The organism is Vibrio sp. 10N.222.52.B7, from assembly GCF_041474275.1.
Lineage (GTDB): Bacteria > Pseudomonadota > Gammaproteobacteria > Enterobacterales > Vibrionaceae > Vibrio > Vibrio crassostreae_C.
In genome coordinates, this window is the sequence record NZ_JBFRTU010000002.1 from 24521 (window position 1) to 39407 (window position 14887).

A 14887-nucleotide genomic window follows, 5' to 3' on the forward strand; every position below is an offset into this window, starting at 1 on the left:
AAAGGCAAGTGGAAACTGCATTTCGCCAATAATTAAGGCCAACCTAAGTTGACCTTAATTGTTTACAGATAGCGTTAAGTTATCTGAATTGGCTTACTTGTATGGCAAGCCAATCTATTTGTGATTGAGCTACTTACGACGACGCCACATTGCTAAGCCAAATAGTGACATAAGAGCACCGAAGCCAAATGAACCGCCTACTCTTAGCTCAAGAACGGCAGGATCATGATCCGATGAACGGAAGTGATCTTGGTACTTAGGTAGGTCACCTTTGTACTCTTCGTTGTAGTCAAACAACGTCGACTCACCACCATTGATGTGCCAATCGGTAGCATCGACAACCCTATCTTTCAGGCTTTCGCTGATCAGCAGGTGGTCTAGAGCGCCAACTTCATCATTGTATGAGTAGCTCCAGCTGTCTGGGTGCTTTTGAGCCACAACATTGATATAACCGTAGTTCTTCGTAATCACCGCACCGCTATCACCAAACTGCTCAACACCATCAATGTAGGTATTACGAGCTGCTTTGATCTGCTTGCCGTATTTCTCTTCCGAGTAATCGGTTAGCACCAGCATTGGATCTTCCATGCCGTACGAGTTCATATCACCCAGGATCACTTTGTGACCTTTGATGCCATCGAGCACTTCACCTAATGCAACCGCCGCAGCAACACGGAAGTTCTCACATGAACCTTGCTTATCGGCATCAACGCCGCCTTGGCCGCCCTGCTCAATCGGAGCAGCATCTTCCCAACACTTAGAGCCTTTCGATTTAAAGTGGTTGATCGCTACGGTGAGTTTCTCTTTGGTGCCTTTAACTTTAAAGGTTGGCGCCAATGAGTCACGTTGGTAGTTCTTACCGTCTTCAATCACCTTGCCTGAATCGTCTAACACCTCTGGTGCTTGTTGGCTTGGCATCGCGATAACACGGCTGTCTTTAAGCTTAACCACCTTCTTACGGTAGATAACACCCGTTGTGATAACGTCAGTACCAATAGAGTCCATCTCGTCGGTTACGCCGTCTTCGTTCGAGTCGACAGCCACAAAGGTATAACGGTCTTTCTTACGCTCAATGCGATCATTCAGTTGGTTTACAAGTTGCTGAATGGCAGAGCCTTCACCAAAGCCATTGTTCTCAATTTCCATCAAGCCAATGATGTCTGCATCTAAGCGAAGAATCGCGTTCACAATCTTCTCTTGCTGCATCTCAAACTCAGTGATGGTGTTCGCGCCACGGTTATTGCCGTGCTGATTCGCGTCGCCACCAAATGGAGAGTTGAAGTAGTTCAATACGTTGAAGGTCGCAATACGTAGGTCGCCTTCATCCATGTCTGGTTTGTCGGTACGCGGATCGTTACGCACATAGTTTTCAGCCGAGATCTGGTTAGTCGCAATTAAACGGTACTCACCGTAGCTGTAAGTCAGCACGCCTTCTAGGCCAACAATGGTGTCATCAATGCGGATGTAATCTTCTGTTGAACCATCTTGGTCGATATCAGTGCGGCCAAAATCTGGGTAGAAAGGGACTTGTCCATCAGCCGCTTTTTGATCGGTTTCAACGAAAAGACGGCGGTCTGCGTTGTCTTCAGTTTGCTGCTTCGCTTCGTCAGATCCCGCGGCGAAAAGCTGGTTCGGCTGCATGTTAATACGCTCATGCGCCAGTACCATGTTGTTACGACGACCTGCGTAGTCATAACCAAAGGTACGCGTCACACGCATATCAAGCGCTTCGGTTGTTTTCACCAACATGCCTTCGTAGCGTTCAAGCGTTGCAGCGAAGTTCTCGTCACTGTCTAGCACTTCAATCGCCGTCGCTTCAGGGGATTGCTGTTCGCCCTGCTTTAGCCATTGGTTGTTTTCAACTTTAAGCTGAGTGTGGCTGTAGTATTCTTGAACCTTACCTTTCACACACACCACATCACCCGCAACTAAATCTGAGCTTGACTGGTTAGTGTGAATAAATAGACCCTCAGAAGTGCTTGAGTTGAAGTCATCCTCAAGTGCTTGCAGGTAGAAGCCTTTGGTTAGGCCAGTAGTCACTGCGCTAACTACACCTTTTACGAAGTATTCATCGTCGGTGATGTACGGGTAGCCATCGATGAACGGTGATGTTGCACCTTCGCCTTGGATCTCTTGAATGGTGGTAAATACCGGGTCTGAGCCATCTTCTGTACAAGTAAAGGCTTCTGGCAGCTCAACACTGTCTAGTGAACCTAGCCCTTCAATACTGTCTTTTGGTAGCGATACCCATTGTGAAGCATCAAACGTCGCAGAAGGTGTTTGTGTCGCACGAACCAAAGTAACATCTTTGCCCCAGTCCACATCGCCCATCAAACCAACAACATCATGCACCGAACCATCTGCATTCAAGATAGCTAGCGGGTCGTCACCATTATGATTAGCCAATGAAGCATTTAGAATGTCAGCGACCGCCTTAATCTCATCACTAGCACTGGTATGAGCAACAACAAGCACCTCACCGGGCGCTAAAACGTGGCCATCTAAAGGTAAAGTGGCGCCCCATGATCCGTTGCCATTGGCAGACTTCGCCAGTGAGTAACCATCTAAGTTAATGCTGCTATCGCCGTTATTGGCGATCTCAACCGCTTTGTTGTAGCTGCCGCCTTCCACATATTGTGAAATAAACAAATCAGCGTGTGCGCTTGTGGTTAACAAGCTACCAATTGCCACTGCTAGCAATGAAGGTTTGTGTAAAAGAGCCATCCGTTTCACCTGAGTTCATCGAGTTATAGTCACTGCCATCTATGGGCAGTCATGTATTTTGTGGTAACTATCAGGTTTATTTATGAAAGGAATAAGTCAGTTGGCAAGAAAATGAGGAACTTATCACTTTGGAAGCATCAATTGTTTGGCACGTTATATATTTCCAACATATATAGAAACGAGTGTAATTTTATAAAGCTTGAGGGTACCAAATAAGATCATCTGCACAGCATTACAGCGATGGATATGCTAGCTAAATACTGGGTAAATTATCAATTCAAACAAGGGGGTTTCGAGGAAGGCAAATGGAATGGGCATGAAAAAGCCCAAAGTAAACAACAGCTACTTTGGGCTCAAATTCTCAAGCGAGTTGTGTTAGTTCACCCTATGGGCGAGTAACAAAACCTACTGCTTCGTATGCTTTTTTCAGTGTCACTGCAGCACGTTCAGAGGCTTTTTCAGCACCGGCTTTCATTACTGCGTCCATGTAGGCACGGTCAGCACGGATACGGTGATATTCAGCTTGAATCGGCTCAAGCATCTCAACCAATGCTGCGCCTACGTCTTTCTTGAACGGACCGTACATTTCAACGCCTTGGTACTGCGCTTCGATCTCTTCGAACGTTTTACCTGTCGCTGCAGAGTACAGACCCATTAGGTTAGAGATACCCGCTTTGTTTTCCCAATCGTGAGCAATGCGTGGTGGTGTTTCTGCATCGGTTTGCGCTTTGTTGATCTTCTTGATGATCGACTTAGGTTCTTCTAGCAAAGTAATCACGTTCTTACGGTTGTCGTCTGACTTAGACATCTTCTTCGTCGCATCTTGCAGGCTCATTACACGTGCATTCACTGTTGGAATGTAAGGTTCTGGTACTTGGAAGATTGGCGTTTCAGGACCGTAGATGTTGTTGAAGCGAGTTGCGATATCACGCGCTAACTCTAAGTGTTGTTTCTGGTCGCTACCTACAGGCACTTGATGAGCACCGTAAAGCAGGATGTCTGCAGCCATCAACACTGGGTAGTCGTATAGGCCTACGTTTACGTCATTTGAGTGACGTGCAGACTTATCTTTAAACTGAGTCATACGGCTCAGTTCACCCATTTGTGTGTAACAGTTAAGAAGCCAACCAAGTTGAGCATGCTCTGGTACGTGTGACTGAACAAATAGCGTGCTCTTCTTTGGATCAACACCGACAGCAAGACAGATTGCTAGTGCGTCTAGAGTCGCTTCATGCAGTGCTTTCGGATCTTGGCGAACCGTAATTGCGTGAAGGTCTACAACACAGTATTGGCAATCGTAATCATCTTGCATCTGTTGCCATTGACGTAGAGCACCCAAGTAGTTACCGATACTTAGTTCACCAGATGGTTGAACACCACTCAATACGATGGGCTTGCTCATGGTTTTAATTCCTTTGCTTATTCGCTAAGTTTATTGAACGCTTAGCTTCTTAACTTAAATATAGAAAAGCCGCACAGCTCTTCTGTACGGCTCATCCAGTGTACTCATTGATAAGTATTTTGCTAGTAGGTTAGCTAACTTTTGTCCGCTTTATGCTGAAACTAGAACGACATCTAGTAATTGCGCGACGTTATCCGCGACATAGTCAGGGTTTGATGCTGAAATCGGCTCGCCGTGGTTATAACCGTAAGTCAGACCAAACGAGTGACAACCTGCATTCTTAGCCGCTTTAATGTCGTTGCTTGAATCGCCAACCATCAACATCTCTTCCGCTTTTACATTGTGCTTTTCTAGCAACCAGTTCAGAGCGACTGGGTTCGGTTTTTTCTCTGGGAAAGAGTCGCCACCCAACACATCAACAAAGTACTTATCAATACCGTGTTGCGCCAGTACGTCTGGTACAAACTTCGATGGCTTGTTGGTAACCAGCGCCATAGTGAAGCCGGCTTTATCCAGCTCAGCCAGCGTCTCTTTAACCGATGGGTAAAGGTGACTTAGCTTGTGACCGCCCTGCTCATAGAAATCATCAAACAGGATGCGCGCTTTTTTCAGGAGCTCTGGCTCTAGGCTTGGGTCAACCGTCAAGTTACGGCTGAGTGAACGTCCGATAAGAACATCAGCACCATTACCTACGTAGTCGCGAACTTGTTCTTCGCTCACAGAAGGGAAACCCAACTCCTGACAAGCTTGGTCAGCAGCAACGGCCAAATCAGGCACGCTGTCTAACAAGGTTCCATCCAAATCAAAGGCGATCAGTTTTATTGAGCTTAATGACATCTTACTTTCCTATTTATTATATTCGTCTTATGAGTTGAGCGATAAGACGTAAAAAAGGGGCAAATTAGCCCCTTAATATTCAATCTATCTGTAGTTTTACGATTATGCGTTTACTTTTGCAAGCTCTGCACGCATCTCATCAATCACTTCTTTGTAATCCGGTTGATTGAAGATAGCTGAACCCGCAACGAACATATCTGCGCCCGCTTCTGCGATTTCACGGATGTTATCAACCTTCACGCCGCCATCAATCTCAAGGCGAATGTCACGGCCTGACTCATCAATCAGCTTACGAACAGCACGTAGTTTATCTAGCGTGTGAGGAATGAAAGATTGACCGCCGAAGCCTGGGTTCACAGACATCAGTAGAATCATGTCTACTTTGTCTAGGATGTAATCTAAGCAAGAAAGCGGCGTTGCAGGGTTAAGAACCACACCCGCTTTACAGCCGTGCTCTTTGATTAGCTGTAGAGTGCGATCGATGTGCTCTGAAGCTTCAACGTGGAAGGTAATCATTGATGCGCCGGCTTTAGCAAACTCAGGCACGATGCTGTCTACTGGCTTAACCATAAGGTGAACATCGATAGGAGCCGTAATACCGTAGTCGCGCAGCGCTTTACAGATAGGCGCGCCAAAAGTCAGGTTAGGTACGTAGTGGTTGTCCATCACATCGAAGTGCACAACATCAGCACCAGCTGCGAGTACTTTTTCTACGTCTTCACCAAGACGAGCAAAATCTGCAGACAAAATCGATGGAGCGATTAGAAAATCTTTCATACCAAACCTCTTAAGAGTGAGTAAATTGCGAATATCACCGCCTTGTGACATCTCATATACAAATACAAGACTCAATTCCAAGACTATTTGGTGTGCAATTCTACCTAAGCAACTAAGCAGATCCTAGCAGTTCGAAAGATTAGTTTATGAAAGTACCCGTTGGTCACTCAATTTAATGAGTTCGAGGGTTATGTTGGCCGCTACAATTCTTCTGAAGCGTGTTGCTGGTTTTTCTCTTTATGAAAAAGTGCCAGTAACTCATCGACTTTATTGCGCCCTGCGCCATTACGGCTAATGGTGCGCTTAACCTTGACCACGTTCAGTTCTGCACCATGGTATAAACGGCGCGTTAAGGTGGTGTCATGGTTTGAGATCAAGACAGGGATGCCTCGTTCCATCGCTGCTTTTTCAGCAACATCCGCCAGTGCAGCTTGGTCATCTAAGCTAAAGCCATTACCTGCGTAAGAGGTAAAGTTTGCCGTGTTCGACAGTGGTGCGTATGGAGGATCGCAGTAAACCACACAGCCTTTGCGCGCGCGGCTAAAGGTTTCATGGTATCCCTCACAGACGAAGGTGGCTTTTTTCGCTTTCTCGGCAAAAAATTCCAGCTCAGCTTCTGGGAAGTAAGGTTTTTTATAAGAACCAAATGGAACGTTAAAACCGCCCTTCTTGTTGTAACGACATAGGCCATTGAAGCCAAATCGGTTCATATACAAGAAAGCCAATGAACGATACATGACGTTATCTGTACCATTGAACTCAGCGCGAATATCTAAGAAGGCTTCTTTACGGTTGTTCTCAGGACAGAACCAGCGCTTCGCTTCCGTGATATAAGTTTCAGGATCGGTTTTAAGCAGGTTGTACAGGTTGATAAGATCGGGATTGATATCTGCAAGCAGGTACTGTTCAAAGTCAGTATTCAGAAATACTGAGCCGGCACCGACAAACGGTTCTACCAATTTACGAGCAGGTGGCAGGTGACGTTGGATGTCTTCAACTAGGCCATATTTACCACCAGCCCATTTTAGAAAGGCACGCTGCTTTTTCATTTACTGCTCTATCTATCAACTCAAAAATAAGGCTGCGGAATGTAACATATTTTGAGGCTAAGCTCAGGGTTATTTCGCACGTTCTATCTCTCGATGCACTTGATTCATCGATTTTGCCCAAGGTTCCAACTGTTGAAGGGGTTTTGATAACGCACTTACCGCGTCTCTCGCCACTTGAATCGTTGGGTAATCTTGATAAGTGATAATAAACCACTTGGTGTCGTTGCGAAGTGTTGGGTAAATACGAACCTTGTTCTCAAGGTCATACTCTTCAATGAAAGACTGTACGTCGTCCAATGAGGTCATCGCACTCAACTGCAAAGTATAAGCTCGCGGAGAGATAGCTTGTAACTCTTCGCGAGAAAATGAGAATGTAATTTTCTTAGTCGGTGGCGTGGACTGTGTTAGGTCTGTTGCTTCATCGGCTGAAGGCTGTGACTCCACTTTGTCTGCATCTGATTGCGAACTCACCGCGGCACCTGTGTTTTCTTCAACAGCAGCATCAATCGCACTGGTATCGGCACTTTCAGGTTTATCATCAAGCAAGGCATCAACCACATCAGAGGTGATTACGACACGCTGCTGATCTTGTTCGACTTCTCCAACACTCGCGGTATCTTCAACGACAGTCGGTGGCAAAGATGAGCTGTCGTCATCAGCACCTTGATAACTCATGTCAGCTTCGGCTTCAGAATCGTCCATTCCGTCGATTCCAGCTTGCTCGGTACCACTTTCCACTTCAAAAGTTGGGATAGCTGTCTGTTCAATCGGAGCGATAAGAGATTGCGCTTTATCGTCAGGGGTTGGTTGACTGAACATCCACCAATAACCACCACCAATTAAAATCAACAGCAAGGCCACCACAATCGCGATATTGATGGGTGAGCCAATAATTGAGCGAATAATAATCCTTTTTTCCACTTTCAATTCTCCTAAAGCCATTAACTCACCGGGCAGAGGTTGCGCTTTATTAAACGCACGTCGCACGCAAGTTTCAGACTCATCATCAACATATCGAATCACCAGTGATTCAAAGAAATGTTCAGCTTCTGGTTGCGAAAGGTCATCGATCTCAAGATCGATAGGTTTGTGTTGTTGACCGTAGCTCAAACGCGTTAATAACGTATCTAAGTGGCCAGGTTCCGAGAAGAGAACGATATTGATCGTCCATTGAGGGTTTGATTGAGCTTCCAGTACCAACATCCATAATTCGGATACCAATAGCTCAGAAAGTCGTTGGGCATCATCAACGACGATAACCACATTACACGGTTCTCCATCCAGTAACCTTGTTAGGCTATCCGATAAAGAATCATGTTGATTAAACAGGGGATCAGAAACAATTTGGCTAAGAATGAGCGCACGGCGTTGTTGATCGTCTTGGCTTGGATGACAAAGCAGTAAACACTGATTTTTTTCTGTCGACCATGCTTCAAGATAACGCTGAGCCAACCAAGATCGGCCAGAGCCAGCTTTGCCCGCCACCGTCACAAGGTTTGAACCAAAGTTAGTCAAAAGCTGTAAGCGCTCTAGCAGCTCAACTTGAGATTCTAACTCTAATACTCTTAATTCATGAGCCAAACTCATTGGGGATCCCTACTGATAAGATCGATCAGTAAAACGCTTCAGTTGCCTAGAGTTTAGCTAGGCAACCTCACAACCAAATTTAAAGAGTACGGCAGAAATCGATCGCTTGTTTAATGATGTCTTGAGGCACATCAGCAACCACTTCAGCAGTACCAATACTTGTTGGTAATACCAAACGCAACTGACCAGACAGCACTTTTTTATCGCGCATCATGTGCTTCATAAAGTCTTCAAAAGACATGCTTTCTGGCGTATGGATTGGTAGTTTCGCATTCTTGAGTATAGAAATAATTCGCTCAAGTTGCTGCTGAGAGATCAGTCCCTGTAATTGAGCTGTTTTAGCTGCCATTACAGTGCCTGACGACACAGCTTCACCATGTAGCCAATTACCATAGCCTAGTTCTGCTTCAATCGCATGACCAAATGTATGACCTAGGTTCAATAACGCTCTGATTCCTGACTCTTTTTCATCTAGAGCCACCACTTCAGCCTTAATTGCACAACAACGAGCAATCGCGGTAATCAGTGCTTCTTCATCAAGTTGATAAAGTTTCTCTAGATTCTGCTCCAACCAATCAAAGAAGGCTTCATCGTAAATGATGCCGTATTTGATCACCTCAGCAATGCCCGCTGCAAACTCACGCTCTGGAAGCGTTGATAAACAGTTGGTATCGATGATCACAGATTTCGGTTGGTAAAAAGCGCCGATCATATTCTTACCAAGAGGATGGTTTACTGCGGTTTTACCACCAACAGAAGAGTCCACTTGAGAAAGAAGGGTCGTCGGGATTTGAATGAAATCAATACCGCGCTGGTAACAAGAGGCAGCAAAACCGACCAAGTCACCGATAACACCACCTCCTAAAGCAATCACCACCACATCGCGGCTGTAATTTCCTTCAAGCATGTAGCTCATCACTGAATTGAACGTTTCAAGGGTTTTGTACTGTTCACCGTCTGGCAGCTCGAGAAGAGATGTCTGACAGCCGACTTGATCCAATAGCGATAAAATTTTATCAGCATAAAGAGGCGCTACTGTCACATTACTGATAACAACAACTTTCTGCTTACCTGATAAAAAAGAAAGGTACGCCGGGTCTTCAAATAACCCGGCGCCAATAGAGATAGGGTAGCTACGCTCAGCTAGATTGACCGTAATCCGTTCCATGGGTTTGCTCTCCGAAAAAATGAACTTAACGTTCTTCTAGCATTTTTACGATCTGGTTGGCTACCACTTTTGCACTTTGGTCGTCAGTACGAACTGTGTAGTCCGCCACTTCTTCGTATAGTGCGTTGCGAGATACAGCTAGATCTTCTAGCACATCACGCGGGTTGTCTGTTTGAAGTAGAGGGCGTTTCTTGTCGCGGTTAGTGCGAGCAAGTTGCTTTTCAATTGTTGTCTCTAGGTATACAACAATGCCTCGTGCAGATAGACGGTTACGGTTTTCTTTGCTCAACACTGAACCACCACCTGTCGCAAGAACAATACCTTGTTCTTCTGTCAGATCATTGATTACAGATTCTTCGCGCTTACGGAAACCTTCTTCGCCCTCAACATCAAAAACCCATGCGATGTCTGCGCCAGTGCGCTCTTCGATCACAGTGTCAGAGTCTAGAAACTCCATATGAAGTTGGGAAGCTAGGTGTCTACCAATTGTACTTTTGCCGGCGCCCATTGGGCCAACAAGAAAAATATTGCGTTTCTCAGCCATGTTTTTAGCAGTAATTTACAACGTTAATTCAATGACATCGCCACAAGGTAGGTCAGTACAAGTACTGAAATTAAAAGGCCCGTGGCACCGATTCCTCACAGATAATTCGTGATAAGACCCGAAATTATCAAGGTTAGGTGCCACTAATGCAACTTTATTTTTAATCTAATTGTTCATTACTGAATCACAACTTTGGGTGTGACAAAAATAAGTAGTTCACTTTTACCCACATTTTCATAGCTGCGACGGAACAATGCGCCCAAAACTGGCAGGTCCCCCAACAGAGGAACTTTATCCACTGTACTGCTCACGCTGTGCTGAAATATCCCGCCAAGCACGACAGTTTCACCATTATTAACAAGCACTTGCGTACCTATTCTTTGCGTATCAATGGCGACCGCTTCACCGGTTCCAGTTTTTACCACTTGCCCTGGCCTATCTTGAGTCACGCTCAAATCCAATACCAAACGATTGTCGGGTGTGATCTGCGGTGTCACCTTAAGACTCAACACGGCTTTCTTAAATGCAACCGACGTAGCGCCACTTGAAGATGACTCTAAGTAAGGAATTTCAGTACCTTGCTCAATATAAGCCGGCTTTTTATTGGTGGTGATTAAGCGTGGACTAGAAATGATTTCAGCTTTTGACTCTTGTTGCAGTGCCGACAGTTCAAGATCGAGTAAGGTATCTGAACCCAGTTTGGCCACCTGAAACGCAATACTCGAGGCGTTCGGCGATGTTGCCCCTAAATTGACGTTGAGATAGTCATCAATCACGCTGCTGCCGCTATCGTCGTCATACGGCGTAATCGCTGATGGGTGGTTACCTTCGATTGAGCCACCAACGGTGAAGCTTCCGTTGGTTGAGGAAACGCCCCAGCGCACGCCAAGCTCATCAAGATTACCCTCAGTAACCGTGACAATACGTGCCTCTATCTGTACCTGCTTCACGGGAATGTCTAACGATTCAATGATGCCTCGGATCACGGCAATGTTTTCTTCCAATTCACGAATGAGCAGTGAGTTGGTGCGCTCATCAATGGTAATCGAACCACGATCGGACAACATGCTGACCGCACCTTCACCTCCAATCATGTCAGCGATGTCGGTGGCTTTAGCAAAGTTAATCTTGATGATTTCCGATTTAAGCTCCCCTAACTCCTCTTCTAAGCGCGATTTCTCTAACGCTTGTTGCTCTCGAAGGTCGAGCTCCGCTTTCGGCGCGACCAAGATAACATTGCCATCAACACGCTTATCCAAGCCTTTAACTTGCAAGATAATGTCGAGAACTTGCTGCCAAGGTACGCCATCTAAGCGTAACGTCAGGTTTCCGGCTACCGAATCAGACACCACGAGATTGAAGTCGTTGTAATCGGCAATCAGTTGCAGGACATTTCGTACCGGGATATCCTGGAAGTTAATCGATATCAGCTTGCCCTCTTTCTCTAGAACGCTTTTTTCTTTGGTCGCTTCATCGAGCACCGGTTTGCTGATCACCACCTCAATAAAGCGCCCCTTTAGGTTGTATTCATACTGATAGTCATTGCTAATCGTCGCTAGAAGCCGAGTGCTTGGTGTCTCTTTATAGACTTCAATGCCTTCAACCAAGGTAGCGAAATCCTTCACATCCAGCAGGTAGAGCTTGTCATCATCAACTTGAGTATTGATTAGCTCGATACTTAACCCTTCCTGAGCTCGTTGAACATCCACCACTGCTGTGCTGGTCGCCAGCTCAATAATGATGACGGCGTCTTTATCCTTATTGACCCTAAAATCAATATTCTCCAATTTGTTCGGTAAGCTCTCGGCATGGCTGAGCACGCTAACAACCAACATCACAGACACAGCAAAACCTTGTAGAGCCTTGCTCACTAATCCACTTATTCCTTCAATCATATTTACATCTCATATCCACATCATGTGACATTGGTTTACTTCAGAGCCAGCCTAACGTTGCGCTTATGCCAACAACCTAAGCCATCTGGAAGAGTTTCATTAATCTGAACGTATTGGCTCGTCACCTTAGTAACTCGGCCATTGTTTAAGCCGATAAACTGGCCTTTCTTGACGTTTACCACGTTGCCTTTGGGTGTTTGCACTAAGCCAAACACGCTTGAGCCACTGCCCATCACGCCTCTTAAACGAAGCTTACTCAGCGGGTACTTCTCTAACTTGCCATTACGAGAACGGGCGCTGGGTTGCCAACAGTCTTTCTTAACCAAGGGTTGGTTTTGCACAATGGCTTCTTTAGGCAGTTCAAAGGGAGGACGCAAAGATCGGCGCTGATAAGTCGCCGCCGTGAATTCAGTTGCTGGGACAAGTTGCTCGACATCTTTTCTCGCCTTGGCTTCAACCTGCGCCACAAAATCTTGCAGTGAGTCTTGATTAGCTTTGCAGCCTGACAACGCAAGCATCAATACGATTGAGTAAAACGCGCTATTGGGTTTCATCATTAACCTCCGATTTAAACTGGTAGGTATAAGCTCGAACCCTAAAGTGCAGCGTGCTACTTTCTTGACTGACTCGCTGCCAATTCACATCATCAAAGCTAATAATACGCGGCAGCTTGGCGATGGCAGCAGAGAAGTCACCAATCTCGTGATAGTCACCTGTCAGCTCTATATTGAGAGGCAATCGATAGAGAAACTCCTTATTCTGCTTTTGCCCCCAATCGATTCGTGTGAAGGTCAGCGAGTTATCCAAGCCGAGCTCATTCACGGAGGCCAACATGCTCGCTAACTCCTTTTGAACGGGCAGCTGCTCTAATAGATAATCGTAGCGACTAGTTAGCTCATCCAACTGGCTCTGCAACTTAGGCAAGGCTGCAACCTTATTCGCCTTTATCCTCAAGGTCGTTTTTAAGGTCTGCTCCTGTTGCTTCATCTGTTTCAGTTCCTCGTCGAGCGGCAGCAGATACAGCCAAGTGCCAACACCTTGGATTAACACCATCAACACCAGAATCACGAGAAGCTGAGGCAACAATGGCCATTCGGTGATCTCATCAACATCGAGATCTTGCAAGCTCATCCTGTTTTGCCTACTAATCCTATTTTGAAGGTTAGCCATGATGCGCCCCCTTATCTTTTCTGCTCGCGGTTGTGTTTTCTAAAGACACAGGGCTAAACACAAAAGAGACCTTGAAGGTCTGAAACTCTTTATTGAAGCGCTTGCGGTTATGAACGATAGAGTGCATCTCAACCCCTTCCAGAGAATCAGATCGTTCTAAGTTGTCCAACATAGTGGCGAGACGAGCCGTACTGTCGCTGATGCCCGACATCTCTATCTCCTGACCATTCATCTTTATCTTGTCGACATACACGCCCTCAGGGATAAGCTCCGGCATCAAGTTCATGAAGTCGGTGGTCTTATTGCGGCCAAGCTGTAAAGACTCCACTACATCCAGTCGAGTCAGAATGGCTTTGTGCTCTTGCTCGGCGACTTTCAGTGACTGAATTTGTCGATCAAGCTCAGCGATGTATTGATTGAGATAATTAAGGCGCGCTTGCTGCTTGGCTTGTTGGTCGTGAAAGTAGTTACCGACCGCCCATTGCCCACCAAGCGCAATGATGACGCCAAGAATGACCAGATGGATAAAACGCTTCTTGTGCTGAGCACGAATCTCATCACGCCACGGCAGCAGGTTAATTTGATGCAACATGCTTCTCTCCCTGCCACTTGAGCCCACTCATCGCCATACCCGCCGCGATACCAAAGTGTTGCCAGTCAATCGGCAGTCGGCGTCTCTTGGCGACCTTATTCTCAAACAGAGACAAAGGATTCAATGACTCACAGCTCAACTGAAAATGGCGTTCTAGCTCTTCGGTTACCATAGGGATGCTGGCGCCCTCGCCCATCAACCAAATCCCTGAGATAGGTTGCTGCGCATTTCCCGATGAATAGAGCTGCAACTGACGCTTGAGCTTTTCGATCAAATTGACAATAAATCGGTGGGTATCTTCAGCCGTGCCGAACACGCCTTCTATATCACTCGGGTTATCCGAGCTGCGAAGATCTTGCGTACCAAAGGCGATATCTTTATAGAAAGGTGCTGAACTCTGCGGGATAACCCCTAGCGAGGTTTGGTCGATTCCAACATCCACTAGCAACCAGTTTTTCTTATCGGGATACAGGCGCGAGGCCAATTGCCAGATATTAAGTAGCCCATGCGCCTGTGTATCCACCACCACAGGTTTGAAGCCAGCCTTGGTTAATGCATCCGCTCGGCTATCCACAACTTCTTTACGAGTGGCGTATACCTGATAACTGCTTGTCGAACCTTTACCAAATCGTTTGTCTTCCAGCTTTACAAAATCTAAACTCAGCTCCTCGATAGGGAAGGGAGATTGATGGGCGAAGGTTTGATAGATAGAAAACTCTTTTTCTCTGTCTTCTAACTCACTCTCTATTTGCAGTACTTTGCTGATCACCGTGTTATCAGGTACCGAAATGGCGACGTTGCGACAGCCAAAAGGCAGTCCTTTCCTAAGTTCTTTAAGTTTCTTAACAGTTTTCTGATACTCCAAAGTATGGTTAGCTGTAAAAATGTCGTCCGAAATCGGCAGCTCTTTGTATCCCACTAGGGCATACAACTCCCCCACGGGTTTTAGTACCACGGCTTTGATGCTGTGATGATTTATATCTATACCTGTAATTAATGATGAACCCATGTGACCTAGCTCCTGAAGTGCCAAGCATTTCGTTGATTATCTAGGGGTTGTGATTATTAGTTAAATAAGCGTTAATAAACGAAAGCTAAGTTTTTAGCCTAGAGTACAAGGGTTTGCTGCTTATCAGCCTTAA

Annotated in this window: 13 protein-coding genes; all 13 read right to left on the reverse strand. The window is 45.9% G+C overall.

Going from position 1 to position 14887, the window contains the following annotated elements:
- Window positions 1-129: 129 nt before the first annotated feature.
- The 13 genes from AB4512_RS01000 to pilM all read right to left on the reverse strand — a co-directional run bounded on the left by AB4512_RS01000 (window position 130) and on the right by pilM (window position 14754).
- Window positions 130-2724 (reverse strand): ExeM/NucH family extracellular endonuclease, encoded by a 2595-nt coding sequence (locus AB4512_RS01000; RefSeq protein WP_372174172.1) that lies wholly within the window; start codon window positions 2722-2724, stop codon window positions 130-132.
- A gap of 385 nt (window positions 2725-3109) precedes the next feature.
- Window positions 3110-4126: a tryptophan--tRNA ligase gene (trpS, locus tag AB4512_RS01005; RefSeq protein WP_016796005.1), complete on the reverse strand. Its 1017-nt coding sequence runs from the start codon at window positions 4124-4126 to the stop codon at window positions 3110-3112.
- A 150-nt stretch (window positions 4127-4276) separates the two neighbouring features.
- On the reverse strand, window positions 4277-4963 hold the full coding sequence (locus AB4512_RS01010) for a phosphoglycolate phosphatase (RefSeq protein WP_017061120.1): 687 nt from the start codon (window positions 4961-4963) through the stop codon (window positions 4277-4279).
- 102 nt (window positions 4964-5065) lie between these two features.
- A complete protein-coding gene (rpe, locus tag AB4512_RS01015) occupies window positions 5066-5740 on the reverse strand; it encodes a ribulose-phosphate 3-epimerase (protein ID WP_010435263.1) in 675 nt (224 codons plus the stop codon).
- A gap of 200 nt (window positions 5741-5940) precedes the next feature.
- Window positions 5941-6789: a Dam family site-specific DNA-(adenine-N6)-methyltransferase gene (locus tag AB4512_RS01020; protein ID WP_017061122.1), complete on the reverse strand. Its 849-nt coding sequence runs from the start codon at window positions 6787-6789 to the stop codon at window positions 5941-5943.
- A gap of 69 nt (window positions 6790-6858) precedes the next feature.
- A complete protein-coding gene (locus AB4512_RS01025; protein WP_017068836.1) occupies window positions 6859-8376 on the reverse strand; it encodes an AAA family ATPase in 1518 nt (505 codons plus the stop codon).
- A gap of 79 nt (window positions 8377-8455) precedes the next feature.
- Window positions 8456-9544 (reverse strand): 3-dehydroquinate synthase, encoded by a 1089-nt coding sequence (gene aroB, locus AB4512_RS01030; RefSeq protein ID WP_017061124.1) that lies wholly within the window; start codon window positions 9542-9544, stop codon window positions 8456-8458.
- 25 nt (window positions 9545-9569) lie between these two features.
- Window positions 9570-10088, reverse strand: coding sequence for a shikimate kinase AroK (gene aroK / locus AB4512_RS01035; protein ID WP_017061125.1), 519 nt, complete (start codon window positions 10086-10088; stop codon window positions 9570-9572).
- Between the two features lie 176 nt (window positions 10089-10264).
- Window positions 10265-11983 (reverse strand): type IV pilus secretin PilQ, encoded by a 1719-nt coding sequence (locus AB4512_RS01040; protein WP_032547070.1) that lies wholly within the window; start codon window positions 11981-11983, stop codon window positions 10265-10267.
- Window positions 11984-12018: 35 nt separating this feature from the next.
- Entirely contained in the window at window positions 12019-12537 is a 519-nt protein-coding gene (locus AB4512_RS01045) for a pilus assembly protein PilP (protein WP_017063694.1), read from the reverse strand.
- Entirely contained in the window at window positions 12524-13153 is a 630-nt protein-coding gene (locus AB4512_RS01050; RefSeq protein ID WP_017061128.1) for a type 4a pilus biogenesis protein PilO, read from the reverse strand. The genes AB4512_RS01045 and AB4512_RS01050 overlap by 14 nt, the downstream gene beginning before the upstream one ends.
- Window positions 13146-13745, reverse strand: coding sequence for a PilN domain-containing protein (locus AB4512_RS01055; protein ID WP_372174174.1), 600 nt, complete (start codon window positions 13743-13745; stop codon window positions 13146-13148). The genes AB4512_RS01050 and AB4512_RS01055 overlap by 8 nt, the downstream gene beginning before the upstream one ends.
- Window positions 13729-14754, reverse strand: a complete 1026-nt coding sequence (gene pilM, locus AB4512_RS01060) for a type IV pilus assembly protein PilM (RefSeq protein ID WP_372174176.1) — start codon at window positions 14752-14754, stop codon at window positions 13729-13731. Before pilM ends, AB4512_RS01055 begins: the two co-directional genes overlap by 17 nt.
- Window positions 14755-14887: the final 133 nt, after the last annotated feature.

Bases quoted from the DNA above. Each gene is read 5' to 3' on its own strand.
- AB4512_RS01025 (WP_017068836.1), bottom strand. From the start codon at position 8,376: ATGAGTTTGGCTCATGAATTAAGAGTATTAGAGTTAGAATCTCAAGTT.
- pilM (WP_372174176.1), bottom strand. From the start codon at position 14,754: ATGGGTTCATCATTAATTACAGGTATAGATATAAATCATCACAGCATC.
- AB4512_RS01045 (WP_017063694.1), bottom strand. From the start codon at position 12,537: ATGAAACCCAATAGCGCGTTTTACTCAATCGTATTGATGCTTGCGTTG.
- AB4512_RS01020 (WP_017061122.1), bottom strand. From the start codon at position 6,789: ATGAAAAAGCAGCGTGCCTTTCTAAAATGGGCTGGTGGTAAATATGGC.
- AB4512_RS01000 (WP_372174172.1), bottom strand. From the start codon at position 2,724: ATGGCTCTTTTACACAAACCTTCATTGCTAGCAGTGGCAATTGGTAGC.
- AB4512_RS01040 (WP_032547070.1), bottom strand. From the start codon at position 11,983: ATGATTGAAGGAATAAGTGGATTAGTGAGCAAGGCTCTACAAGGTTTT.
- trpS (WP_016796005.1), bottom strand. From the start codon at position 4,126: ATGAGCAAGCCCATCGTATTGAGTGGTGTTCAACCATCTGGTGAACTA.
- aroB (WP_017061124.1), bottom strand. From the start codon at position 9,544: ATGGAACGGATTACGGTCAATCTAGCTGAGCGTAGCTACCCTATCTCT.
- AB4512_RS01010 (WP_017061120.1), bottom strand. From the start codon at position 4,963: ATGTCATTAAGCTCAATAAAACTGATCGCCTTTGATTTGGATGGAACC.
- AB4512_RS01055 (WP_372174174.1), bottom strand. From the start codon at position 13,745: ATGTTGCATCAAATTAACCTGCTGCCGTGGCGTGATGAGATTCGTGCT.
- rpe (WP_010435263.1), bottom strand. From the start codon at position 5,740: ATGAAAGATTTTCTAATCGCTCCATCGATTTTGTCTGCAGATTTTGCT.
- AB4512_RS01050 (WP_017061128.1), bottom strand. From the start codon at position 13,153: ATGGCTAACCTTCAAAATAGGATTAGTAGGCAAAACAGGATGAGCTTG.
- aroK (WP_017061125.1), bottom strand. From the start codon at position 10,088: ATGGCTGAGAAACGCAATATTTTTCTTGTTGGCCCAATGGGCGCCGGC.